Genomic DNA, 24,992 nt, shown 5'->3' with positions numbered 1-24,992 from the left:
ACGGGACTGGCGAATTATTCGCCAGCCTTTTACTGCTTTACGACAGGTATCACGAATTACATGGCAGCACGATAAATCGCCATGATTTCTTCATGTGTCGCCTGAATCGGGTTAGTGAAACCACAGGCATCTTTCAGGGCATTAGTCGCCAGAACGGCAAAATCTTCTTCTTTCACGTTCAGCTCACGCAGCCCAGCCGGAATATTCACTTTCTGCGCCAGTTCGCGGATCGCCGCGATGCAGGCTTCTGCCCCTTGCTCTTCGCTCAGACCAGCAACGTTCACACCCATTGCCGAGGCGCAATCGCGCAGGCGGGCGGCAGCAACTTTGCTATTAAATACCTGTACATGCGGCAGCAGTACGGCATTACATACTCCGTGTGGCAGATCGTAGAAGCCACCCAACTGGTGCGCCATCGCATGCACGTAGCCAAGGGAGGCATTGTTAAAGGCCATACCTGCGAGGAACTGCGCATAGGCCATGGCTTCGCGCGCCTGAGCATTGCCGCCCTCTTCCACGGCGACCGGCAGGTTTTCCGCAATCATGGTGACAGCTTTAAGCGCGCACGCATCGGTAATGGGGGTCGCAGCAATAGAAACATAGGCTTCGATAGCGTGAGTCAGCGCATCCATACCGGTAGCCGCCGTCAGAGACTTCGGCATACCGACCATCAGCGAGGAGTCATTGACGGACAGCAGCGGTGTAACATGCTTATCCACAATCGCCATTTTAATGTGGCGTACTTCATCAGTGATGATGCAGAAGCGGGTCATTTCAGATGCCGTACCCGCCGTGGTGTTGATGGCGATCATCGGCAGCTGCGGTTTTGCAGAGCGGTCTACGCCTTCGTAGTCACGAATATCGCCACCATTAGCCGCCACCAGCGCAATGCCCTTCGCACAATCATGAGGAGAGCCGCCGCCGAGAGAAATAACGCTATCACAGTCATTTTCTTTCAGCATTTTCAGGCCAGCGGCAACGTTACTGGTCGTGGGGTTAGGATGCGTACCATCGTAAATTACGCTGGAAATATCATGTTCCTGTAGCGCTTTTTGAATATCGCCAGCCATACCTAATTTCGTCAGCATGGCATCCGTAACAATCAGCGTACGGCGAAAACCATATTCCGCCATTGTATTCATTGCGTCTTTTAATGCGTCAGCGCCGATTACATTCACGGAAGGAATAAAAAATGTTGAAGCAGCCATTGTACGATCCTTAATTACTCTAAAGAGGTAGGAAGCATACGAGTGAAATTTCCAACAAAATATGATCGTGGTTGTTATTTTAATAACACTTACAATTAAAAAGCACATTAGGTTCATAATCTAATGTGCTTATTTCAATCAACATCTATTTTGTATTAATTCATTTAATCCATGAATTAATTGTTTCATTATTTTTCAGGGAACAGCAAGGCATCGCGTAATAAATGATCATTTCCCCGACGGCGAGTAAAACCAATGCGGTCAAAATATTCCAGAATTTGGATAGCCAATTTGCGCCCAACGTTAAGCCTGTCGCGAAAATCGGCGGCACATGTCGATCCCCTTTCCTGATCCAGTTCGCGGATCATATTGGCAAAGGCCACAATCCGATCGTTACGGTAATAACGATCTTTCACGATCGCGGTAATGATGCCTTGCTGTGCCGCTTGTCGTAACGCCACACGCATCATCTGTTCATCCGTTCCCGTCTGTTTTGCCAAATCGCGCACCCACCACGGCTCATCGCCAAAAAGTGGTTCTACCTTTTGCCAGATTGCCAACTGCTCATCGCTGAAACCCGCCTTATGTTCCGGCAAATGCAACCATCCATGATGGCTATGAATAGCGCCACTCTCGCGCATCTTTTCAATTAGCAGCAATACCAGCGCTTCGTCTTCCATCGGCAAAGCCATACGGCGCAGGCGCTCGCGCCCGGGTCCTGGTTCATCACGGTGCTGCTCATGGTAGGTCGCCAGCGTATCGAGAACTTTCCGCTGCCAGCGCGCGGCAACGGGGGCATTCAACAGGCTGTATCCCGCCTGAATAAAACCATGTTGCTCAATCAACGGACGCATACCATTGCCATTGAGCTGACGCGCCCAGGCAAAGTCAGGAATATTCACCGCCCCACGCGTCAGGTGCAGCGCCAGAGCGTCACCGTCAGTCTGCGCGTTTTCCAGCGCCGACAGCCACTGCAAATATTCCGGCTTACGCTTTCCGCGTCGCGGCGGATTAAGCGTCACAACACGTGCACCTGCCAGCGTTGTACGGGCAGAAATATCACGCAGCACCAGACGGTCGTTATCGGCAAGCCAGAGTGGTGTATCAAACACCAGTTCAGCTAGTGTCCCTTCAAGCAGAGAGATACGCCCGGTGACATGGCTGGCCGCGTGGTGAATATGCAACGGTTGCCACTGCATCAGCGGCGCAGCATGTTCTAAAGAAACAATCACGCGGGTAAAAGCCTCTGGCGGCGCATCGGAAAGCAGCCAGTCGCCGCGGTTTAGTTCTTCTTTTTGCGCATCACCGGCAATATTCAGCGCAATACGTTGTCCCGCTTGCGCGCGGTCGGTGGCCTGATTTTGTGCATGCAGGCTACGTACGCGCATCGGTTTGTTGACGCCCGTGAGCCACAGCGTGTCACCGACATTCACTTCACCGCTGAGCGCCGTCCCGGTCACCACCAGCCCTGCGCCTTTGACCGTAAAGGCGCGGTCAATCGCCAGGCGGAAGCTGTGATCACGGGCATGCTCGCGCGACGTTAATTGCAACAAATGGTCACGCAGTTCCTCGATGCCACGGCCTTCACTGGCCGCAGTGACGAAAAGCACCGACTCCGCGAAACCATAATTCCCCAGCGTGGCCTGAATCTCCGCACGCACCTCTTCAATTCTTGCTTCGTCTACGCGGTCGGCTTTCGTGAGTGCCACGGTGATCTGCGGATTGCCCGTCAGCTGCAGAATTTGCAAATGCTCACGGGTTTGCGCCATTACGCCATCATCACACGCCACCACCAGTAACGCGTGATCGATGCCGCCGACCCCCGCCAACATGTTGGACAGAAACTTTTCGTGTCCAGGAACGTCGATAAACCCCAGCACCCGCCCATCCTGCTGCGGCCAGTAGGCATAGCCGAGATCGATGGTCATGCCGCGCTTTTTTTCTTCCGGCAGACGGTCGGCATTCACACCGGTAATCGCCTGTAATAACGTTGTTTTTCCGTGGTCAACGTGTCCGGCAGTTGCAATAATCATTTCAGCATCATCTCCATAAACCGGGTCTCGTCTTCAAGGCAGCGCAGATCCAGCCATAAGCGGCCATCATAAATTCGCCCAATAACCGGCACGGGCAGCGTACGCCAACGGGCTGCCAACGCTTCAAGGCGGCTCCCGCGCCCGTCATGTGGGGTAAAGGTTAGCGCCGCGCTGGGCAGCCTATCAACAGGTAGTGAGCCGCTGCCAATCTGCGACAGGCAAGGCATCACATTCAGGGCGAACTCATCACCGTAATGCTCTTCAAGCTGTGCCTGTAATTGCTGTGCCTGCGCGTGGATCGCTTCTTGTGAGCGGGTGAGCTGGCGCAATGTGGGCAACTTCTCCGCCAGTGCTTCCGGGTGCAGATAGAGCCGTAGCGTCGCTTCCAGCGCAGCCAGTGTCATTTTATCTGCCCGTAATGCGCGTTTCAGCGGATGGCTCTGCAAACGAGCGATCATCTCTTTTTTACCGACAATTATCCCTGCCTGCGGCCCGCCCAGCAGTTTATCGCCGGAGAAACTCACCAGACTGACGCCAGCGGCAATCAGTTGCTGCGGCATCGGCTCCTGCGGCAAGCCATACTGGCTGAGATCGACCAGCGAACCACTGCCCAGATCCGCCACCACCGGTACATCCAGTTCCTGCCCAATTACGGCCAGCTCCGCCTCATCCACCGACTTTGTGAAGCCTTCAATGCTGTAATTACTGGTATGCACTTTCATCAGCAGACCGGTGTTTTCATTCACTGCCTGGCGGTAATCTTTCGCATGGGTCCGGTTGGTGGTCCCCACCTCGCGTAGAATGCATCCGGCCTGACACATGACGTCCGGAATACGAAACGCGCCGCCAATTTCCACCAGCTCGCCGCGAGACACAACCACCTCTTTGCCGTTCGCCGTGGCGGCCAGCATCAGCAGAACAGCTGCCGCATTGTTATTGACGATACAGGCGTCTTCCGCCCCCGTCAGACGGCAGAGTAAATCCGCCAGGGCCCAATCCCGATGTCCCCGCCCGGCATCATCCAGACTATATTCCAGCGTCACCGGCGTGCGCATCGCCTGTACCACCGCTTCAATTGCTTCTTCGGCCTGCGACGCGCGCCCAAGGTTGGTATGCAGCACCGTTCCGGTCAGGTTAATCACCGGGCGTAGCGCGCTTTGCGATTCTCGTTCAAGCCGGGCGCTGGCTTCTTGCGCCCAGTCCTCACACCATTCCGGGAGCGCGTGCGTGTCGCGAATAGCTTCTCTGGCTTCATCGAGCATGTGACGCAGCAGGTCAACCACCCGGGTATGGCCGTGAGATTCACGTAAGGCTGGGAAGGCGCTATCGCGCAATAAACGATCGATAGCAGGAAGCTGGCTGTAGAGTGAACGCATGTCGGTTGTCATGAAAGGGCCTGGCTGTTGGTGGCCCTCTCCACCGTGGAGAGGGATATCGATATAGGAAGGATTGTACCGTGACTTTGCTCAGGCGGACATAATACGCATCAAGCCTTTGGCGGTTCTGTACGGGCAAAACTCTCGCGTTGAAAGAGCGTTTCCACCAGTTTGACCAGACGGGGGCGATCAACACACCAGCCAGGCGCAACCCGACGGAAATTGAGATAACCGACGGCGCAGGCAATCGCAATGGTTGCCAGGTTAACCGTATCCGTTTTCAGCGTACCATCCGCCAGATAGCCTTCCAGCACATCCAGACTACGGGTGATCTTCTCACGCTGACGTAACAATTCAGTTTCTGACTGCTGCGCGGCAGGGCGAGCCTGTTCGCGCACCGAAACTAAACCGGCATCCATAATGCCGTCTGCCAACGCTTCCAACTGGCGTACCTTCAGCGCAGCCAGCGGATCACGCGGCAGCATGGCTGGTGCAATATCCAGTAGCTCTATATATTCCGCGATGATAGGAGAATCAAACCAATACTCGCCCGCATCGGTGACTAACGCGGGTACTTTACCTAACGGGTTATAGCGCGCCACGCCGCTATCCGCGTTATAGGGGAGTTCATTCACAAATTCGAAGGTGATGCCCTTTTCCAGTAACAGAATAGAAATTTTACGCACAAAAGGGCTGGTATAGCTGCCAATGAGTTTCATGCCGGGTCCTTTTTGCCAACAAAAAAGCGGTGCCCAACGATAGTGGGACACCGCTTAGTATGGCTCAGGTCACTGAAAATGGCAGGTGATGGCAGTCTCAATGATCCAAATAAAGGTAATGCATCCAACTGGTCATGCGCAGCAGTACTTTACGCATTACCGACACGTGGGCGAAATGATCGGAATAGACTGCAACCTGAGCATAGATACCGTCCGGCAGCGCATCCACATCGGCATTCGGATCCAGCTCAATCGTGGCCAGCACGCCATCGGTACCCGGCACCACCGTTAAGGACTGTAATGCGCCCTGCGCCTGATAAGAACCGCCCGGAACGACCGGAAGAATACTGGTCAGCTTGCCGGTGAAAACCTGGCCAGGTAGCGCATTAAACACCACTTCCGCTTCATCGCCTGGTTTAAGGCGCAGCAGCGAGTTCTGGCGGAATTGCGCCACGATTTGCCGTTTTTGTTCAGGAATAAACACCATTACCGGACGCAAAGGTAATGCTGCTGCGTAAGTCCCCGGACGAATTAAAATCTGCGTGGCATAACCGTTGCTGGGGGCACGAACTACCGTCTGTTCAAGATTGTATTTAGCCTCGGCAAGCTGGGCACGTAGGGACGCAACCTGAGATTGCTCACCGTTGACCATACTGTCTAATTGGCTCTGAATCTGCGTCTGTTCTGCAACAGAGCCTTTGACCAGCGCATCCTGTGCCAGATAGTTTTGCCGGGCGTTATCGATATCGCTTTCAGAGAACGGGTTAACCTTCGCCTGACTGCCTTTCAAATAGCGTTGATAATCTTTATACAGACGGTCACGTTCAGCAGATACACGGGTGGTATTGGCGACCGCTTCCGACAACTGTGCTTTCAGGTTGTCGATGTTGTGCGTAGCGGTAACCAGATCAGCCTGCAGCCTGTCGACACGCGCCTGATACCGTACCGGATCGAGCTTAAACAGCACATCGCCTTTTTTAATTAGCTGATTATTTTTATCCGTTACCTCACTAACAATTCCTGTGACTTGCGGAGTGACCGGAATTGAAATAACCGCTTTTTGCGCCGTAAAGGTATATGGGTGGTTATAGTTCATTAATAAAATCAATCCCGCAACAATGAACACCCCACCTAATGCAGCGGTAGCAAGCGTCCATTGGTTTACCGGAATACGGAATATTTTAAAGATGGCCCAGGCAAAGGCCACATAGGTCAGGACTATCAACAAATCCATGATTAAATCTCCGGAAAGGTGGAGTTATCGGTTTTTTTCTCCCCATCCAGTCTTTTTTCCAACTGGGTGATTCGCGCTGCCAGCGCGGCAATCTCAGGGTCTGACTCCTTTCCGGTCGGTGTGATGTGTGACTGCATTCCCCATCCCTTTTCAGGCTGGTAGAGCGTGGCCCAGATCCACAGGAACGGCCAAATAACATGAAGAGTGAACAAGCTCACCCATCCTGCAGTATGGATGGCATCGGCATGGGGATGGTTGCGCTTCTTAGCCATGTTATAGGGGATATCGTGGATGGCGATGATTCCATAAAACAGAACCAGAAATACGAAAATCAGCACGCCCAACGCGAAATAATTTAGAAACATACCTGCCTCGAATTCACGCTAATTAGAGTTTTTTTATGCCGGCAGCCGTATGCACCCTGGCTGATGTTTTGAACATAACTGGAGTTAAGGGTTTTTGCCATACCACAAAATAAATATTTTTTCTGGTGAGAAATTGCTTTGTTTTGCAATAAAAAATGTCGGGGGTAGAACCTGCCGCAGATCACATCTGATAAATTTCAGATGAAAATACTTTGCGATTCACATCACAAAAATCCAACAAACAAGGAAAGCAAAAATGTGAACCACTTCACATTTAATCCTCATTTTCAGCGAATTATTGCACTGCGATGTTTTTTTGTACGGGTATTTTGTGATGAAAATCACATTAACTAACGCCATACACCCTATATTTACGTGACGAATGTCACATAAAAGGCCGTCGACTGGACAGTTGAACGATTCAGTGCCAGATTTCGCAGTATCTACAGGGTCCGGCTACCTCCTGCCGCTACATTAACAAACCTCGGGCTTTCAGCCTGCGTGATAGCAAACATAAGAAGGGGTGTTTTTATGTCATCCGATATTAAGATCAAGGTGCAAAGCTTTGGTCGATTCCTCAGCAACATGGTGATGCCAAATATCGGCGCGTTTATCGCGTGGGGTATTATCACCGCATTATTCATTCCGACAGGGTGGTTGCCGAACGAAACGCTGGCGAAGCTGGTCGGCCCGATGATCACCTATCTGCTGCCGCTACTGATCGGTTATACCGGTGGTAAACTGGTTGGCGGCGAGCGTGGCGGCGTAGTTGGTGCAATCACCACCATGGGCGTTATCGTCGGCGCAGACATGCCAATGTTCCTCGGCGCGATGATTGCAGGTCCACTGGGCGGCTGGGCGATCAAACACTTCGACAGCTGGGTAGACGGTAAGATCAAATCCGGTTTTGAGATGCTGGTGAATAACTTCTCCGCTGGCATCATCGGTATGATCCTCGCCATTCTGGCATTCCTCGGCATTGGCCCATTGGTTGAAGCACTGTCCAAAATTCTGGCGGCAGGCGTTAACTTCATGGTTGTCCATGACATGCTGCCACTGGCATCGATTTTCGTTGAACCGGCGAAAATCCTGTTCCTCAACAACGCCATTAACCACGGTATTTTCTCACCGCTGGGTATTCAGCAGTCCCATGAGATGGGTAAATCCATCTTCTTCCTGATTGAAGCTAACCCAGGTCCGGGTATGGGCGTGCTGCTGGCGTACATGTTCTTCGGTCGCGGCAGCGCTAAGCAGTCTGCAGGCGGCGCGGCTATCATCCACTTCCTGGGTGGTATCCACGAAATTTACTTCCCGTACGTGCTGATGAACCCGCGCCTGATCCTGGCCGTTATTCTCGGCGGTATGACTGGCGTATTTACCCTGACTATCCTGAACGGCGGTCTGGTTTCTCCGGCGTCTCCGGGTTCTATCCTGGCCGTGCTGGCAATGACACCTAAGGGAGCTTACTTCGCTAACATCGCTGCTATCTGTGCGGCTATGGCAGTCTCCTTTGTGGTCTCAGCCATTCTGCTGAAAACCAGCAAAGTGAAAGAAGATGATGACATTGATGCCGCAACCCGTCGTATGCACGACATGAAAGCGGAATCCAAAGGCGCATCTCCGCTGGCGGCTGGCGATGTAACCAACGACCTGAGCCATGTGCGTAAAATCATCGTTGCCTGCGATGCCGGTATGGGTTCCAGCGCCATGGGTGCGGGCGTACTACGTAAGAAAGTGCAGGATGCAGGGCTGTCTCAGATTTCCGTCACTAACAGCGCGATTAACAATCTGCCGCCGGATGTGGATCTGGTCATTACCCACCGTGACCTGACCGAACGCGCGATGCGCCAGGTGCCTCAGGCACAGCACATTTCGCTGACCAACTTCCTCGACAGCGGTCTGTACTCCAACCTGACCGAACGTCTGGTCGCTGCGCAGCGCCACAACGTGAACGAGGAGAAAGTTCGCGACCACCTGAAAGACAGCTTTGAAGAGGGTGATACCCACCTGTTCAAACTGGGTGCGGAGAACATCTTCCTTGGCCGTAAAGCGGCTAACAAAGAAGAAGCGATTCGCTTTGCTGGTGAGCAACTGGTGAAAGGTGGCTACGTTGAGCCAGAATACGTTGAGGCGATGCTGGACCGCGAAAAACTGACCCCGACTTACCTGGGTGAGTCCATCGCAGTACCGCACGGTACGGTTGAAGCCAAAGACCGCGTGCTGAAAACCGGTGTGGTGTTCTGCCAGTACCCGGAAGGCGTTCGCTTCGGTGAAGAAGAAGACGATATTGCCCGTCTGGTTATTGGTATCGCAGCGCGTAACAACGAGCACATCCAGGTGATTACCAGCCTGACCAACGCTCTGGATGATGAATCCGTGATCGAACGTCTGGCCCATACCACCAGCGTGGATGAAGTTCTGGAACTGCTGGCAGGTCGTAAGTAAGCGTTATTGCCCGGTGGCGATCACGCTTACCGGGCCTACAAAATCCTCTCCCTTGTGGAGAGGGTTAGGTTGAGGGGAAATCAATGCAGTCCCTCACCCCAGCCCTCTTGGGTAAAAACATTAATGAAGGTTAATACTATGAAAGCATTACATTTTGGCGCAGGTAATATCGGTCGTGGCTTTATCGGCAAACTGCTGGCGGACGCGGGGATACAGCTGACGTTCGCGGATGTAAATCAGGTCGTGCTCGATGCCCTGAATGCCCGTCATAGCTATCAGGTTCATGTCGTGGGTGAAAATGAGCAGGTTGATACCGTCTCCGGCGTCAACGCTGTAAGCAGCATCGGCGATGATGTTGTTGAACTGATTGCCCACGTAGATTTAGTCACTACCGCCGTCGGTCCGGTTGTACTTGAGCGTATCGCTCCAGCCATCGCCAAAGGACTGGTTAAACGCAAGGCGCAGGGCATCGCTACTCCACTAAATATCATCGCTTGTGAAAACATGGTGCGCGGAACGACCCAGTTGAAAGGCCATGTAATGAACGCGTTAGCAGATGAAGATAAAACCTGGGTTGAAGAACATGTTGGCTTTGTCGATTCTGCCGTGGACCGCATTGTTCCGCCTTCGGCTTCAGCAACCAACGATCCGCTGGAAGTTACCGTCGAAACCTTCAGTGAGTGGATTGTCGACAAAACACAGTTCAAAGGTGAACTGCCAAATATCCCAGGAATGGAATTAACTGATAACCTGATGGCATTTGTCGAACGTAAACTCTTCACGCTGAACACCGGGCATGCTATAACCGCGTACCTCGGAAAATTGACCGGTCATCAGACCATCCGTGACGCGATTCTCGACGAGAAAATCCGCGCAGTGGTAAAAGGTGCGATGGAAGAGAGCGGCGCGGTACTGATCAAACGCTATGGCTTTGATGCAGCAAAACATGCGGCATACATTCAGAAAATCCTCGGTCGTTTTGAAAACCCGTATCTGAAAGATGACGTTGAGCGCGTGGGTCGTCAGCCGCTGCGTAAGCTGAGCGCAGGCGACCGCCTGATTAAACCGCTGCTGGGTACGCTGGAATATGGTTTGCCGCATGCGAATCTGGTTACCGGTATTGCGGCAGCGATGCACTATCGCAGCGAAGAAGATCCGCAGGCACAGGAACTGGCCGCGCTGATTGACGAAAAAGGTCCACAGGCCGCGCTGGCGCAAGTTTCCGGGCTGGATGCCAATAGTGATGTCGTGCTTGAGGCTGTTAACGCGTATAACGCAAAGAAATGATGCAGGACCTGGCGCAGGATATCCTGCGCCTGAATAATAGATTGTCAGATATGCAGGCAATAATGGAACAAACGCAGGCCTTTGAAAATCGTGTGCTTGAGCGTCTGAATGCTGGCAAAACCGTACGCAGCTTCCTCATCACCGCCGTAGAACTGCTCACCGAGGCGGTGAATATCCTTGTGCTTCAGGTATTTCGCAAAGACGACTATGCGGTGAAATACGCCGTAGAACCGCTGCTCGACGGCGATGGTCCGTTGGGCGATCTTTCTGTTCGTCTGAAGTTAATCTACGGCCTGGGCGTACTCAGTCGCCCGGAGTACGAAGATGCGGAGCTGCTGATGGCGCTGCGGGAGGAGCTGAATCACGACGGCAACGAATACGCATTCACCGACGACGAAATTCTTGGACCGTTTGGTGAACTTCACTGCGTGACGGCACTCCCGCCGCCACCCCAGTTTGATACCTCAGACTCTGGTTTGCATGCCATGCAGATCCAGCGTTACCAGCAGATGGTACGATCCACCATGGTCCTTTCCCTGACCGAGCTGATTTCTAAAATCAGCTTAAAAAAAGCCTTTCAAAAATAAGACGATGTTTGCTTATTTCTCTTCCTGCTGCGGTCGATACAGCTGCCGATAGTACGCCAGACGTTGCAGATACAGCTGCGCGTTTTCCTGCGGTATTTCTGAAGGGACAACGTTGCGCGGCGGTGTTTTATTCAAATATTCGCGAAAAGCCTGGCTTGAAGCCATAAAATCGACAGTTTTATCAATCAGGATTGAAACGTTCTCACCTATTTTCGCCATAATCTTCCCTCCTCCATGTATTAACCGCGCTCAGCCTGTGCGGTTGATCATTTAAGTTTAGGATCAGTTTGGTGTTTATATTGAGGAAAACGTGCTTCACCACGAACACGCCAATAAAAGCACCACGGCCGATCTTATCGCTTAAAATTCCTTGTTAATCAATGCAATAACATTATCATTAGCTAATTAATACTTACGGTATTTGATTATTTATCTTCGAGCAGTTGTGAATAATCCTGCTCTGCGCGCATACTATAGGATATTCATCCTATTTTTATCAGAAGCTATCCTATGAAAGAAGTCGAAAAAAACGAAATTAAACGCCTGAGCGATCGTCTGGACGCTATTCGCCACCAGCAGGCAGACCTGTCCCTTGTTGAAGCCGCCGACAAATACGCCGAGCTGGAAAAAGAGAAAGAAACTCTGGAAGCCGAGATCGCACGCCTGCGTGAAGTTCACGGCCAGAAGCTGAGCAAAGAAGCGCAAAAGCTGACAAAACTTCCGTTCCGTCGGGCCATCACCAAAAAAGAGCAGGCTGACATGGGCAAACTGAAGAAAAGCGTGCGCGGCCTGATCGTCGTCCACCCGATGACCGAGCTTGGCCGTGAAATGGGCCTGAAAGAGATGACGGGCTTCGCGAAGAGCGAGTTCTAATCTCCCACCGGGCAACATCCGCTTGCCCGGTCCTTCATTCCCCCCCCCCCCCTCAATTGGCCCTACCAATTTTAGCCAGATCCTACCAGCACCTCACATTTCATTAAAATGTACGTACAATACCGTTGCCAATAAATAACATTTGATTAACCATTCATTGTCATTACCCCTACACAACAATATTGGCAGGGCCACTTTTACACATAATGTGACGAAGATTTGAGCAAAGACTCATTCCATTATGTCAGCGGCCCCCAGGAGACCTGCAATGAATCTCTGGCAACAGAACTACGACCCGGCCGGTAACATCTGGCTTTCCAGCCTGATCGCATCGCTCCCTATCCTGTTCTTTTTCTTCGCCCTGATTAAGCTCAAGCTGAAAGGCTATGTTGCGGCGTCATGGACGGTGGTGATCGCTTTGTCGGTCGCCCTGCTGTTCTACAAAATGCCGGTCGATCACGCACTGGCATCCGTAGTGTACGGTTTCTTCTACGGTCTGTGGCCAATTGCCTGGATCATTATCGCCGCGGTATTCGTCTATAAAATCTCGGTGAAGACCGGGCAGTTCGACATCATCCGCTCATCAATACTCTCGATTACCCCAGACCAGCGTCTGCAAATGCTGATTGTTGGTTTCTCCTTTGGGGCATTCCTCGAAGGAGCGGCAGGCTTTGGCGCTCCGGTAGCGATTACCGCCGCACTGCTGGTTGGTCTTGGCTTTAACCCGCTGTATGCGGCAGGTTTGTGCCTGATCGTAAATACCGCGCCGGTCGCTTTTGGCGCAATGGGCATTCCGATTCTGGTCGCCGGTCAGGTTACCGGACTGGACAGCTTCGAGATTGGCCAGATGGTAGGTCGTCAGCTGCCGTTCCTGACCATTATCGTGCTGTTCTGGATTATGGCGATTATGGATGGCTGGCGTGGTGTCAAAGAAACCTGGCCTGCGGTGATGGTCGCTGGCGGCTCGTTTGCTATCGCACAGTACCTCAGCTCTAACTTTATCGGGCCGGAACTGCCGGATATCATCTCTTCTCTGGTCTCACTGGTGTGTCTGACGCTGTTCCTGAAACGCTGGCAGCCGGTACGTATCTTCCGTTTTGGCGATATGGGCGCTTCGCAGGTCGATATGGATCTGTCGCGCACCCGCTTCACCGCTGGACAGGTGGTACGCGCCTGGTCACCGTTCCTGTTCCTGACAGCTACCGTCACACTGTGGAGCATACCGCCGTTTAAAGCGCTGTTTGCGCCAGGCGGCGCGATGTACCACTGGGTGGTCAACATTCCGGTTCCGTTCCTCGACAAGCTGGTTGCCCGTATGCCGCCGGTCGTACACGAAGCCACGGCCTACGCGGCGGTGTACAAATTTGACTGGTTCTCCGCGACCGGTACCGCAATACTGTTTGCCGCCCTGCTATCTATCGTCTGGCTGAAGATGAAGCCATCTGCTGCGCTGCAGACCTTTGGTAGCACGCTGAAAGATCTGGCGCTGCCTATCTACTCCATCGGGATGGTGCTGGCGTTCGCGTTTATCTCTAACTACTCCGGGCTTTCATCCACCCTGGCACTGGCCCTGGCACATACCGGCAGCGCATTTACCTTCTTCTCGCCGTTCCTTGGCTGGCTGGGGGTATTCCTGACCGGGTCCGACACCTCATCAAACGCATTGTTCGCCGCCCTGCAGGCCACGGCCGCTCAGCAAATCGGCGTTTCTGATGTGCTGATGGTGGCCGCAAATACCACCGGCGGCGTGACCGGCAAAATGATCTCTCCACAATCTATCGCTATCGCCTGTGCGGCAGTGGGATTAGTGGGGAAAGAGTCTGATCTGTTCCGCTTTACCGTGAAGCACAGCCTGATTTTCACCTGCATGGTGGGTGTGATTACCACGCTGCAGGCCTATGTCTTAACCTGGATGATTCCATGATAGTGATGCCCAGACGCCTGTCAGACGAAGTCGCATCTCGTGTGCGGGCGCTGATTGAAGAACAACAGCTGGAGGCGGGCATGAAATTGCCCGCTGAGCGCCAGCTGGCCGTACAGCTCGGCGTATCGCGCAACTCGCTGCGCGAGGCGCTGGCGAAACTGGTGAGCGAAGGCGTGTTGATTAGCCGTCGTGGCGGCGGGACGTTTATCCGCTGGCAGCATGAGGCATGGTCTGAACAAAACATCGTTAAGCCGCTGAAAACTCTACTGGCAGACGACCCTGATTACAGTTTCGATATTCTGGAAGCCCGCCACGCCATCGAAGCCAGCACCGCCTGGCATGCAGCTATGCGTGCCACTGCTGCCGACAAAGAGAAGATCAGACTCTGTTTCGAGGCCACACAAAGCGAAGATCCAGATCTCGCCTCGCAGGCAGACGTTCGCTTTCATCTCGCCATTGCGGAAGCCTCGCACAACGTGGTGCTGTTACAGACCATGCGCGGTTTCTTCGACGTATTGCAGTCTTCGGTGAAACAGAGCCGCCAGCGAATGTACCTTGTGCCGCCCGTATTTTCGCAACTGACGGCGCAGCATCAGGCCGTCCTGGATGCGATTGTTGCCGGAGATGCCGACGGAGCGCGTAAAGCAATGATGGCGCACCTCAGTTTTGTCCACACCACGATTAAACGATTTGATGAAGATCAGGCCCGCCAGGCGCGTATCACCCGCCTGCCCGGTGACCCTGGTGAGAATAGCAGGGAGAACAACACATGATTATTTCAGCAGCCAGCGACTATCGCGCCGCAGCCCAGCGCATCCTACCCCCCTTCTTGTTCCACTATATAGACGGTGGGGCGTATGCAGAGCACACTCTGCGCCGTAACGTGGCAGACCTGTCTGAAGTGGCACTTCGCCAGCGCGTGCTGAAGAATATGTCCGACCTGAGCCTGGAGACAAAGCTGTTCCACGAAACGCTCTCCATGCCGGTGGCCCTTGCACCTGTCGGTCTGTGCGGCATGTACGCGCGCCGGGGCGAAGTTCAAGCCGCCGCCGCCGCTGATGCCAAAGGCATTCCGTTTACGCTTTCCACGGTATCCGTATGTCCGATTGAAGAAGTCGCCCCAACCATCAAACGTCCGATGTGGTTTCAGCTATATGTTCTGCGCGATCGTGGCTTTATGCACAACGCGCTGGAGCGCGCCAAAGCGGCGGGTTGCTCCACGCTGGTCTTTACCGTCGATATGCCAACCCCTGGTGCACGCTACCGTGACGCCCATTCCGGGATGAGCGGCCCAAATGCCGCACTACGCCGCTACTGGCAGGCAGTCACCCATCCACAGTGGGCATGGGACGTTGGCCTGAACGGTCGCCCACATGATTTAGGCAATATCTCGACTTATCTTGGTAAACCTACCGGTCTTGAGGATTACATCGGCTGGCTGGCGAATAATTTCGATCCGTCGATTTCCTGGAAAGACCTCGAGTGGATCCGCGAATTTTGGGATGGTCCGATGGTGATCAAAGGGATCCTCGATCCCGAAGATGCCCGAGACGCCGTACGCTTTGGTGCGGACGGCATCGTTGTCTCTAACCACGGTGGTCGCCAGTTAGACGGCGTGCTGTCTTCAGCTCGCGCGCTGCCCGCCATTGCCGATGCGGTAAAAGGCGATATCACCATTCTGGCAGACAGTGGGATCCGCAACGGTCTGGACGTCGTACGTATGATTGCGCTGGGCGCGGATAGTGTTCTGCTGGGACGTGCTTATCTGTACGCGCTGGCCACCCACGGTCAGGCCGGGGTGGCGAATCTGCTGAATCTGATCGAGAAAGAGATGAAGGTGGCAATGACCCTTACCGGGGCGAAATCGATTAGCGAAATCAGCCGTGATTCGCTGGTACAGGAACTGGGCAAACAGGTGGCTGACTACCCGATGCAGCCCAAACGTGGAAATGCGGCGTAAACGTTAATTTGCTATGCTGCCCCGTACTTAAGGGGGCAGCATGCTAAACATCGTTTTATTCGAACCAGAAATCCCGCCAAATACCGGCAATATTATTCGCCTTTGCGCCAACACCGGCTTTCGTCTGCATATTATTGAGCCAATGGGCTTTACCTGGGACGACAAGCGCCTGCGTCGCGCGGGGCTGGATTACCATGAATTTACCGCTGTGCTACGCCACCCTGATTACGCCGCCTTCGTCGCCGCAGAAAATCCGCAACGTCTGTTTGCCCTGACCACCAAAGGTACGCCAGCGCATAGCGCGGTAAGCTATCAGGATGGGGATTATCTGATGTTTGGCCCGGAAACTCGCGGTCTGCCAGCCAGCATTCTCGACGCGCTGCCTGCCGAACAAAAAATTCGTATTCCGATGATGCCGGACAGTCGCAGCATGAACCTGTCGAATGCGGTGTCGGTGGTGGTGTATGAGGCCTGGCGCCAGTTAGGTTATCCCGGCGCGGTATTGCGTAGTTGATTTTTGTCGGATGGCGGCTGACGCCTTATCCGACCTACGAAAGAATTTACCGTTATTTTTCGAGCGTTATCGGCGCAGTCAGGTTGGACACGGACTGCGCTTGCCGACCTGCGCGTACACGTAGTACGTGAGGATGGCGAGCACAGCCCGGGTTCAAGATGACAAGTAAGATAGCTCGAAATCAGATTCCATCGCCGTATTCGAAAGTATGATGAATCCCGTTGAAATGCTGATCCATATCCATAGACGGCTTATCGCTGTCTGGCTTACCGACGATGCGCGCCGGTACGCCTGCGGCGGTGGTATGCGGCGGTACGGGCTGTAGCACGACCGAACCTGCGCCAATCTTCGCGCCGCGTCCGACTTCAATGTTGCCGAGAATTTTTGCTCCCGCGCCGATCATCACGCCTTCACGAATTTTCGGGTGGCGGTCACCGCCGGCTTTACCGGTCCCGCCCAGCGTGACGGATTGCAGAATAGAGACGTCGTTTTCAATCACCGCGGTTTCACCAACCACAATGCCGGTGGCGTGATCGAGCATAATCCCACGGCCAATTTTTGCCGCCGGATGAATATCTACCTGGAAGGTAACGGACACCTGATTTTGCAGGAAGATCGCCAGTGCCTGACGCCCCTGATGCCACAGCCAGTGACCGATACGGTAGGCCTGAAGCGCATGAAAGCCCTTCAGATACAGCAGTGGAGTGGAATATTTATCGACAGCCGGGTCACGCGTGCGTACTGCCTGAATATCGCAGGCCGCTGAGGCAATCATTTCAGGATCGGCCGCGTAGGCCTCTTCTACGACTTCGCGAATCGCAATGGCGGGCATGATTGGAGAAGCGAGTTTATTCGCCAGCATATAGCTTAGCGCACTGCCGAGATTTTCATGCTTGAGCAGCGTTGCGTGGTAAAAACTGGCCAGCATTGGCTCACATTCCGCCAGTGCCCGGGCTTCCGCTTTAATGTTTTTCCAGACGATATCCAGTTCTTCACACGGCATTGCGTACTCCAGAAGGTAGCAAAACGACCGATCCGTTCTTCGCGGATCGGGTCGTTATATTCAACAGTTCCTTACAGCTAGTGGCGACTCAGCTCGTCCTTGCGTGCACGGCCTAATAACGTCAATGCTGCCTCGCGCGCGTTTTTTCCGCAATACAATACTTGATAAATTTCCTCGGTTATTGGCATCTCAACACCAAAACGGTGCGCCAATTCACGAACTTCTTTCGTATTGCGATAGCCTTCAACCACTTGGCCAATCTTGTCCTGCGCACCCTGCACGTCCATCCCCTGGCCGAGCATCATGCCAAAACGACGGTTGCGCGACTGGTTGTCGGTACAGGTCAGCACCAGATCGCCTAAACCCGCCATCCCCATAAAGGTGGCAGGATCGGCCCCCAGCGCCGCACCAAGACGAGACATTTCGGTCAGCCCACGGGTGATCAATGCGGTTCGTGCATTCGCGCCAAAACCGATGCCGTCAGACATCCCCGCACCAATGGCAATGACGTTTTTCACCGCGCCGCCAAGCTGCACGCCAATGAAATCCGGGTTGCTATAAACGCGGAAGCTTTTGCCGCAGTGCAGCAACTGCTGGAGATCGTCAGCAAAAGTGTCGTCCGTCGAGGCCAGAGAAATCGCCGTCGGCATGCCCGCAGCCAGCTCTTTGGCGAACGTCGGGCCGGAAATAACCGCCAGTGGAATTGAGTCCCCCAGCGCTTCACGCGCGACGTCCTGCAGCAGACGTCCTGTTTCCGCTTCCAGACCTTTTGTCGCCCAGACCAGTCGTGCGTCAGGACGCATCAATGGTTTGATGTTACGCAGCACTTCGCCAAAGACGTGGCTCGGCACCACCACCAGAATATTACGACTGGCGGCCAGTGCAGTGGCTAAATCACTTTCCAGGCGCAGCGTGTCGGGAAAAGGCACATCAGGAAGGAACGCGACGTTGCAGCGATCGTGCTCGAGAGTCGCGATATGTTTAGGATCATGGCCCCACAGGACAACCTGATGGCCATTTCTTGCCAGGGTGATGGCAAGAGCGGTGCCGTACGAGCCGGCACCAATCACAGTCATTGAAGCATTACTTTGGTTCATCAGGCATCCTGATGTTCTTCAGTACCTTCGCCAGCCTGCTGCTGTAAATAGTTCATGAACAGCGCATCAAAGTTGACCGGCGCAAGGTTCAGTTGCGGGAACGTACCGCGTGAAACCAGGCTGGTGATGCATTCGCGGGCATACGGGAACAGAATGTTCGGGCAGTATGCGCCCAGGCAATGCGCCATCTGAGTCCCTTCGATACCACTGATGGAGAAAATACCGCCCTGCTGAACTTCGCACAGGAACGCAGTTTCTTCACCCAGGGAAGCCGTTACGGTGACACGCAGCACTACTTCATACACGTCATCTGCCAGTTGGGTAGATGCGGTATCAAGATCCAGTTTAACCTCTGGCTGCCAATCTTTCTGGAAAACATGCGGTGCATTTGGCGCTTCGAAAGACACATCCTTGGTATAAATACGTTGGATCTGGAAAGCCATTTCAGTGTTATTTTGTTCTGACATGTTGAGAAAACCCTTTAGTGTTGTCCTTTAAATACTTCGGTACGCCTTAACGCAGCAGTGGATCCAGTCCACCACGCGCATCCAACGCATACAAGTCGTCACAACCACCAATGTGCTGTGCATCAATAAAAATCTGCGGAACCGTAGTACGGCCACTGCGCTTGATCATTTCTTCACGCTTCACGGCATCGCCGTCAATCGGAAGCTCCTGGAAACTCACACCCTTGCTGTTCAGGAGCGCCTTTGCGCGATGGCAAAACGGGCAGGTTGCTTTGGTATAGATCTCAATATTGGCCATGACTTATCTCCAGTGTTCTTTTTACCCTGCGGCATGAAAGAAGACGGGTAAATTATTTGCCGCGAACCAGTGGCAGATTCTCACCACTCCAGCCCGCTACGCCATCTTTCAGTACAGACACCTGCTCAAAACCGGCTTTGATCAGCGCAGTTGCTGAATCCTGGCACTGCATGCCTGAACCATCAACCACAATCACAGGTTTGTTTTTGTGTTTTTCCAGTTCGCCAAAGTTGTTGGCTTTGATTTCGCTCGGCAGCAGGTTAGTGGAGCCAGCGATATGACCTTTGCGGAAGTCGTCGCGCTGACGTAAATCCACGACAACGGCGTCTTCTTTATTGATGAGACGTGTGGCTTCTCCGCGCGTAATCACCTTCACTTTGGAAGTCAGGCTCTTAAACGTGGTAAATAATACAGCCGCCAGTAACGCAATCCAGGCGATACTCAATACAGGGTGGCGACTAACAAATTGCATAATTTCTTGCATGGGGGGTAACAACTCCCGACTCAGTGATTAAAAAAACCAGGAAAGGAGTATACCTGCGCGTTGGCGCAAATACAGCCAGAGCGTGCATTGGATTGCATTTTTGCGGGGCGCTACGGAAAAAAAAACCTAAAACCGCGCCCTCTGTGGCGCGCTCTGGTCGATTATTTGATCTTCCGGGGCTACTTTATCGATTCAGCTGTAGTAAAATTACGCAATTATTTTTTATCTATTAAGTGTGAGGTTGTCGCAATGTCGGTTTCTAAAAAACCTATGGTACTGGTGATTCTGGATGGCTATGGCTATCGCGAAGACAGCCAGGATAACGCCATCTTTAATGCCAAAACCCCGGTAATGGATGCCCTGTGGGCAAAACGTCCGCATACCCTGATTGATGCGTCTGGCCTGGAAGTTGGCCTGCCCGATCGCCAGATGGGCAACTCCGAAGTCGGTCACGTCAACCTGGGCGCGGGCCGCATCGTGTATCAGGACCTGACCCGTCTGGATGTAGAAATTAAAGAGCGTACTTTCTTCGCTAACCCGGTACTGACCAATGCGGTCGACCAGGCAAAAAATAGCGGCAAAGCGGTTCACATCATGGGTCTGCTCTCTGCGGGCGGTGTTCACAGCCACGAAGATCACATCATGGCGATGGTAGAAATGGCTGCTGAACGCGGCGCGGAAAAAATCTATCTGCACGCTTTCCTTGATGGCCGCGATACCCCGCCGCGCAGCGCTGAACATTCACTGCAGAAATTCGAAGAGAAATTTGCCGCACTGGGCAAAGGCCGCGTAGCGTCCATCATCGGTCGTTACTACGCGATGGACCGTGACAACCGTTGGGATCGCGTTGAACAGGCTTATGACCTGATGACGTTGGCCAAAGGCGAGTTCCAGTTCGCTACGGCGGTTGAAGGCCTGCAGGCTGCTTATGCCCGCGACGAAAACGACGAATTCGTGAAAGCGACCGTGATCCGTGCTGAAGGCCAGGCTGAAGCCGCCATGGAAGACGGCGATACGCTGATTTTCATGAACTTCCGTGCTGACCGTGCGCGTGAAATCACTCGTGCGTTTGTTAACGCTGACTTCGACGGCTTCGCCCGTAAGAAAGTCGTTAACCTCAACTTTGTGATGCTGACCGAATACGCGGCCGACATCAAAACTGCGGTTGCTTACCCACCAGCATCTCTGGCTAACACCCTTGGCGAGTGGATGGCGAAGCACGACAAAACGCAGTTGCGTATTTCCGAAACCGAAAAATATGCGCACGTGACCTTCTTCTTCAACGGCGGCGTAGAAGAGCCGTTCAAAGGCGAAGACCGCATCCTGATCAACTCACCGAAAGTTGCGACCTACGATCTGCAGCCGGAGATGAGCTCTGCTGAGCTGACCGAAAAACTGGTTGCGGCGATTGAGAGCGGAAAATACGACACCATCATTTGTAACTACCCGAACGGCGACATGGTTGGTCATACCGGAGTGATGGAAGCAGCGGTTAAAGCGGTTGAAGCGCTGGATCACTGCGTTGAACAGGTCGCGAAAGCGGTTGAATCCGTTGGCGGCCAGTTGCTGATCACCGCGGACCACGGTAACGCAGAGCAGATGCGCGATCCGTCCACCGGTCAGGCGCACACTGCGCACACCAACCTGCCCGTTCCGCTGATTTATGTCGGTGGTAAGAACGTTAAAGCAGTCGAAGGCGGCAAACTTTCTGATATCGCCCCGACGATGCTGACGCTGATGGGTATGGAAATCCCGCAAGAGATGACTGGTAAGCCGCTGTTCATCGTGGAATAATCCCTCCCCATGAGGGGAAAGGCGATTAATACCATCACTCGGGCCGTGAAACCGCGTAAGTTTTCAGTCAGGCCCTTGTTCTACGCCAGCGCGCTTAGCGCTGGCGTATTGCTGTGCGCCTTTTCCGCCCACGCGGACGAACGCGACCAGCTCAAATCTATTCAGGCTGATATCGCGGCAAAAGAACGCGCGGTACGCCAACAGCAACAACAACGCGCCACCCTCCTCGCTCAGCTTAAAGCTCAGGAACAAGCCATCGCCGTTGCCGCAAGGCAGTTGCGCGAAACGCAAAACTCACTGGCACAGCTGAATGCGCAAATCGCAGAGATGAATGCAGCACTCGCGAAGCTGGAAAAACAGCGGGCCGCGCAAGAACGCAGCCTAGCAGCCCAACTCGACGCAGCTTTTCGCCAGGGCGAACACACAGGCATTCAGCTCATTCTTAGCGGTGAAGAAAGCCAGCGTGGGCAACGCCTGCAGGCCTATTTCGGCTATCTGAACCAGGCGCGACAGGAAACCATCGCGCAGCTGAAACAAACCCGCGAAGAGGTCGACTCGCAAAAAGCCGAGCTGGAAGATAAGCAGAGCGAACAGCAGACGCTACTGTACGAACAGCGCGCTCAGCAGGCTAAGCTGGAACAGGCACGTAACGAACGCCAGAAAACACTTTCGAGTCTGGAATCATCGATTCAACAGGGTCAACAGCAACTGGGCGAAATGCGCGCCAACGAATCCCGTCTGCGCAACAGCATTGCTCGCGCCGAAGCCGCGGCCAAAGCGCGCGCGGAACGTGAAGCGCGCGAGGCGCAGGCCGTACGTGATAAGCAGAAGGATGCGTCACGAAAAGGCTCAACCTATAAACCGACCGAAAGTGAAAAATCACTGATGTCGCGTACCGGCGGTTTAGGTTCGCCACGCGGTCAGGCATTCTGGCCCGTTCGTGGTCCAACTCTACATCGTTATGGCGAACAGCTGCAGGGTGAGCTACGTTGGAAGGGTATGGTTATTGGTGCATCCGAGGGCACCGAAGTTAAAGCCATTGCCGATGGTCGCGTCATTCTGGCGGACTGGCTGCAGGGCTATGGCCTGGTGGTCGTCGTTGAACACGGTAAAGGCGATATGAGCCTGTACGGTTATAACCAGAGCGCACTGGTCAGCGTCGGTACGCAGGTTCGCGCCGGGCAGCCTATAGCACTTGTGGGTAGCAGCGGCGGTCAGGGCAGGCCGGCACTCTATTTCGAAATTCGTCGCCAGGGTCAGGCGGTCAATCCACAGCCGTGGTTGGGAAGATAAGTTTTGCCACAACAATTTCGTCGTCTACTACTCTCTCTCGCCAGTCTGCTGGCCTTCGCAACACCTGTATTTGCTGGCAAACTCGCCATCGTCATTGATGATTTCGGCTATCGCCCACACACTGAAAACCAGGTACTGGCGATGCCTTCTACCATCTCCGTTGCCGTTCTGCCTAACGCCCCACATGCGCGTGAAATGGCAATCAAAGCGCATAACAGCGGGCATGAAGTCTTAATCCATCTGCCAATGGCGCCGCTGAGCAAGCAGCCGTTAGAGAAAGACACGTTACGCCCTGAAATGAGCAGCGAAGAGATTGAGCGGATTATTCGCGACGCGGTAAGCAAAGTACCGAATGCGGTCGGTCTGAACAACCATATGGGCAGCGCGATGACCTCCAGCCTGTTCGGCATGCAGAAGGTGATGCAGGCGCTGGAACGCTACGACCTCTACTTCCTGGACAGCATGACCATCGGTAACAGCCAGGCAATGCGCGCAGCGTCAGGAACCGGTGTGAAGGTCATCAAACGCAAAGTCTTCCTGGATGACACGCAAAACGAAGCCGATATTCGCCGTCAGTTTAATCGTGCCGTCGAGCTTGCGCGCCGCAACGGTTCCGCAATCGCCATTGGCCACCCTCACCCGTCTACGGTTCGCGTCCTGCAGCAGATGCTGTATAGCCTGCCAGCCGACATCACGCTGGTTCGCCCAAGCAGTTTGCTCAATGAACCACAGGTGGATACCTCCAGACCAAACCTCACACCACCGAAGAACGGTACGCCTGATGCGCCGCGTAATCCTTTCCGCGGGGTGAAATTATGCAAACCGAAACAGCCGTTAGAGCCGGTGTACGCCAGCCGCTTCTTCAGCGTGCTCGGCGAAAGCATCACCCAAAGCACGCTGGTGCAGTATATGCGCCTGCAGTGGCAGGGCTGGCAATAATCAGTCTTTACTATCCAGCGTTAAATGGGCCAGGCGGCGCGGCGTCAATGATTTATCGCGCCACTGGCTAAAACGGATAGCCCACAACAGCACCTGATAACCCAGCTTAACGCTGCAGATATTACTCACCATACGCTTGAACATACCCGATACAAATACTTCAGCAATCATGCGCTGGCGGATCTGTGGATCGGGTTCTTTACGAATACAATGACATACTCGCAGTCCCTCATAAATCACTTGTTGCTTAAACTCAGGATGGATAGTGATGCGGTTAGCATAGCTATGATTAAGTTCGTCCAGCAGGCGAGTGATCTTTATATAGTGCCGTTGATAGTTTAAATTCGCTTCACCCTGCCGCTTCATGTGGCTAATTGAGCCATCGTGTTGGTAGTATTTATATAATGGTTTTTCCGTATATTTCACACGAGTGGCATTAAACATAAACACCGTACTCCACATGACATCCTGATGATGTAACCCAGGGATAAATCTTATATTGTGTTCTTTAATGAGGTCATTTCTATATACCCCCATCCAGAGAACATGCGTCCAGCGGCGCGAAGCAAGCCCCATACGCAACCAGTCTGGGCCGGAGAGAATACCGGTAGAGCGCAGACGATCTGTTGGAATGGATACCCAGACTCGGGATGTTTCCCGCGAACTCCAGTCTGCGTTGCTTTGTACAACGTCAAGGTTGTCATGCAAGGCCATTCCCATCAATGTCTCATACATCTCCGGATAGACTTCATCATCGGCATCAACGAATGCGATGTAATCCCCCACAGCGACATCCAGGCCAAGGTTTCGCGCGACAGAGACACCCTGGTTGGCCTGATGCAGCAGCCGAACATGGGGATATTTTTCCGCATAGTATTGCGCAATATCGACTGAACAGTCCGTAGAACCATCATTTACAATAATGATTTCAAGATCTTTCCAGGTCTGCGCAATTAATGACTCCATACAGTCACGAAAGTAACTACCGGCATTATATAACGGGATAATAACGCTTAATTTATATTTACTTTTCATCGTAGGGTAATCATCTAATCTATGGGATTGTCGTTACTCTATCACCCGATTATTAAG

General features: G+C 53.3%; 24 protein-coding genes. 11 read left to right on the top strand and 13 right to left on the bottom strand.

What is annotated here, in order from left to right; translation table 11 throughout:
- Positions 1–56: 56 nt before the first annotated feature.
- The 6 genes from yiaY to OGY08_RS10555 all read right to left on the bottom strand — a co-directional run bounded on the left by yiaY (position 57) and on the right by OGY08_RS10555 (position 6,935).
- Positions 57–1,208: an L-threonine dehydrogenase gene (gene yiaY / locus OGY08_RS10580; protein WP_008786450.1), complete on the bottom strand. Its 1,152-nt coding sequence runs from the start codon at positions 1,206–1,208 to the stop codon at positions 57–59.
- A 188-nt stretch (positions 1,209–1,396) separates the two neighbouring features.
- Positions 1,397–3,241 (bottom strand): selenocysteine-specific translation elongation factor, encoded by a 1,845-nt coding sequence (gene selB, locus OGY08_RS10575; protein ID WP_125362768.1) that lies wholly within the window; start codon positions 3,239–3,241, stop codon positions 1,397–1,399.
- Complete coding sequence (selA, locus tag OGY08_RS10570; protein ID WP_125362767.1) at positions 3,238–4,629, bottom strand: L-seryl-tRNA(Sec) selenium transferase; 1,392 nt, start codon at positions 4,627–4,629, stop codon at positions 3,238–3,240. The genes selB and selA overlap by 4 nt, the downstream gene beginning before the upstream one ends.
- A 98-nt stretch (positions 4,630–4,727) precedes the next feature.
- The gene (locus OGY08_RS10565) at positions 4,728–5,336 is read right to left on the bottom strand and encodes a glutathione S-transferase (protein ID WP_008786453.1); all 609 of its coding nucleotides are present in this window, start codon (positions 5,334–5,336) and stop codon (positions 4,728–4,730) included.
- Positions 5,337–5,433: 97 nt separating this feature from the next.
- Positions 5,434–6,570 carry an HlyD family secretion protein gene (locus tag OGY08_RS10560; RefSeq protein WP_003827339.1) on the bottom strand — a complete coding sequence of 379 codons (1,137 nt, stop codon included), beginning with the start codon at positions 6,568–6,570 and terminating at the stop codon, positions 5,434–5,436.
- A gap of 2 nt (positions 6,571–6,572) precedes the next feature.
- Entirely contained in the window at positions 6,573–6,935 is a 363-nt protein-coding gene (locus OGY08_RS10555; protein WP_003827338.1) for a DUF3302 domain-containing protein, read from the bottom strand.
- A gap of 531 nt (positions 6,936–7,466) precedes the next feature.
- On the opposite strand from OGY08_RS10555, the gene mtlA reads away from it, so the two are divergent.
- The 3 genes from mtlA to mtlR all read left to right on the top strand — a co-directional run bounded on the left by mtlA (position 7,467) and on the right by mtlR (position 11,254).
- On the top strand, positions 7,467–9,380 hold the full coding sequence (gene mtlA, locus OGY08_RS10550; protein WP_125362766.1) for a PTS mannitol transporter subunit IICBA: 1,914 nt from the start codon (positions 7,467–7,469) through the stop codon (positions 9,378–9,380).
- Between the two features lie 138 nt (positions 9,381–9,518).
- Entirely contained in the window at positions 9,519–10,667 is a 1,149-nt protein-coding gene (mtlD, locus tag OGY08_RS10545; protein ID WP_125362765.1) for a mannitol-1-phosphate 5-dehydrogenase, read from the top strand.
- Positions 10,667–11,254, top strand: coding sequence for a mannitol operon repressor MtlR (mtlR, locus tag OGY08_RS10540; protein WP_003024179.1), 588 nt, complete (start codon positions 10,667–10,669; stop codon positions 11,252–11,254). The genes mtlD and mtlR overlap by 1 nt, the downstream gene beginning before the upstream one ends.
- Positions 11,255–11,266: 12 nt before the next feature.
- On the opposite strand, the gene OGY08_RS10535 is transcribed toward mtlR, so the two are convergent.
- Positions 11,267–11,473, bottom strand: coding sequence for a hypothetical protein (locus tag OGY08_RS10535; protein WP_032945348.1), 207 nt, complete (start codon positions 11,471–11,473; stop codon positions 11,267–11,269).
- Positions 11,474–11,764: 291 nt separating this feature from the next.
- Between OGY08_RS10535 and OGY08_RS10530 the strand changes: the two genes are divergently transcribed.
- From OGY08_RS10530 to trmL, 5 genes are all read left to right on the top strand, one after another.
- Positions 11,765–12,127 carry a YibL family ribosome-associated protein gene (locus OGY08_RS10530; protein WP_008786458.1) on the top strand — a complete coding sequence of 121 codons (363 nt, stop codon included), beginning with the start codon at positions 11,765–11,767 and terminating at the stop codon, positions 12,125–12,127.
- Positions 12,128–12,395: 268 nt separating this feature from the next.
- A complete protein-coding gene (gene lldP / locus OGY08_RS10525) occupies positions 12,396–14,051 on the top strand; it encodes an L-lactate permease (protein WP_032945350.1) in 1,656 nt (551 codons plus the stop codon).
- Positions 14,048–14,824: a transcriptional regulator LldR gene (gene lldR / locus OGY08_RS10520; RefSeq protein WP_125363603.1), complete on the top strand. Its 777-nt coding sequence runs from the start codon at positions 14,048–14,050 to the stop codon at positions 14,822–14,824. The genes lldP and lldR overlap by 4 nt, the downstream gene beginning before the upstream one ends.
- Positions 14,821–16,011 (top strand): FMN-dependent L-lactate dehydrogenase LldD, encoded by a 1,191-nt coding sequence (gene lldD / locus OGY08_RS10515; protein WP_125363604.1) that lies wholly within the window; start codon positions 14,821–14,823, stop codon positions 16,009–16,011. The genes lldR and lldD overlap by 4 nt, the downstream gene beginning before the upstream one ends.
- 40 nt (positions 16,012–16,051) lie before the next feature.
- On the top strand, positions 16,052–16,525 hold the full coding sequence (gene trmL / locus OGY08_RS10510) for a tRNA (uridine(34)/cytosine(34)/5-carboxymethylaminomethyluridine(34)-2'-O)-methyltransferase TrmL (RefSeq protein WP_003827329.1): 474 nt from the start codon (positions 16,052–16,054) through the stop codon (positions 16,523–16,525).
- Between the two features lie 181 nt (positions 16,526–16,706).
- Here the strand turns inward: trmL and cysE are convergent, their stop codons facing one another.
- The 5 genes from cysE to OGY08_RS10485 form a co-directional block, all read right to left on the bottom strand.
- A complete protein-coding gene (gene cysE / locus OGY08_RS10505) occupies positions 16,707–17,528 on the bottom strand; it encodes a serine O-acetyltransferase (protein ID WP_003024160.1) in 822 nt (273 codons plus the stop codon).
- Between the two features lie 77 nt (positions 17,529–17,605).
- Positions 17,606–18,625: an NAD(P)H-dependent glycerol-3-phosphate dehydrogenase gene (gpsA, locus tag OGY08_RS10500; RefSeq protein ID WP_008786462.1), complete on the bottom strand. Its 1,020-nt coding sequence runs from the start codon at positions 18,623–18,625 to the stop codon at positions 17,606–17,608.
- Entirely contained in the window at positions 18,625–19,092 is a 468-nt protein-coding gene (secB, locus tag OGY08_RS10495) for a protein-export chaperone SecB (protein ID WP_003024155.1), read from the bottom strand. Before secB ends, gpsA begins: the two co-directional genes overlap by 1 nt.
- 46 nt (positions 19,093–19,138) lie before the next feature.
- On the bottom strand, positions 19,139–19,390 hold the full coding sequence (gene grxC, locus OGY08_RS10490; RefSeq protein ID WP_003024152.1) for a glutaredoxin 3: 252 nt from the start codon (positions 19,388–19,390) through the stop codon (positions 19,139–19,141).
- A gap of 52 nt (positions 19,391–19,442) precedes the next feature.
- A complete protein-coding gene (locus OGY08_RS10485) occupies positions 19,443–19,874 on the bottom strand; it encodes a rhodanese-like domain-containing protein (protein ID WP_003024148.1) in 432 nt (143 codons plus the stop codon).
- A gap of 249 nt (positions 19,875–20,123) precedes the next feature.
- On the opposite strand from OGY08_RS10485, the gene gpmM reads away from it, so the two are divergent.
- Genes gpmM through OGY08_RS10470 form a run of 3 tightly spaced genes read left to right on the top strand, consistent with a single transcriptional unit; the run spans position 20,124 to position 23,900 of the window.
- Entirely contained in the window at positions 20,124–21,668 is a 1,545-nt protein-coding gene (gpmM, locus tag OGY08_RS10480; RefSeq protein WP_003827325.1) for a 2,3-bisphosphoglycerate-independent phosphoglycerate mutase, read from the top strand.
- A 33-nt stretch (positions 21,669–21,701) separates the two neighbouring features.
- Positions 21,702–22,961, top strand: a complete 1,260-nt coding sequence (gene envC / locus OGY08_RS10475; RefSeq protein WP_231587333.1) for a murein hydrolase activator EnvC — start codon at positions 21,702–21,704, stop codon at positions 22,959–22,961.
- A 3-nt stretch (positions 22,962–22,964) separates the two neighbouring features.
- Positions 22,965–23,900: a divergent polysaccharide deacetylase family protein gene (locus OGY08_RS10470; RefSeq protein WP_003024138.1), complete on the top strand. Its 936-nt coding sequence runs from the start codon at positions 22,965–22,967 to the stop codon at positions 23,898–23,900.
- Here OGY08_RS10470 and OGY08_RS10465 read toward each other — a convergent pair whose 3' ends face one another.
- Positions 23,901–24,935: a glycosyltransferase gene (locus OGY08_RS10465; protein ID WP_032945363.1), complete on the bottom strand. Its 1,035-nt coding sequence runs from the start codon at positions 24,933–24,935 to the stop codon at positions 23,901–23,903.
- Positions 24,936–24,992: the final 57 nt, after the last annotated feature.

The sequence above is a fragment of the Citrobacter sp. Cpo069 genome, assembly GCF_030332785.1.
Lineage (GTDB): Bacteria > Pseudomonadota > Gammaproteobacteria > Enterobacterales > Enterobacteriaceae > Citrobacter > Citrobacter portucalensis.
Note: the sequence above shows the minus strand (reverse complement) of the source record. Positions and strands in the feature narration are given on the sequence as shown.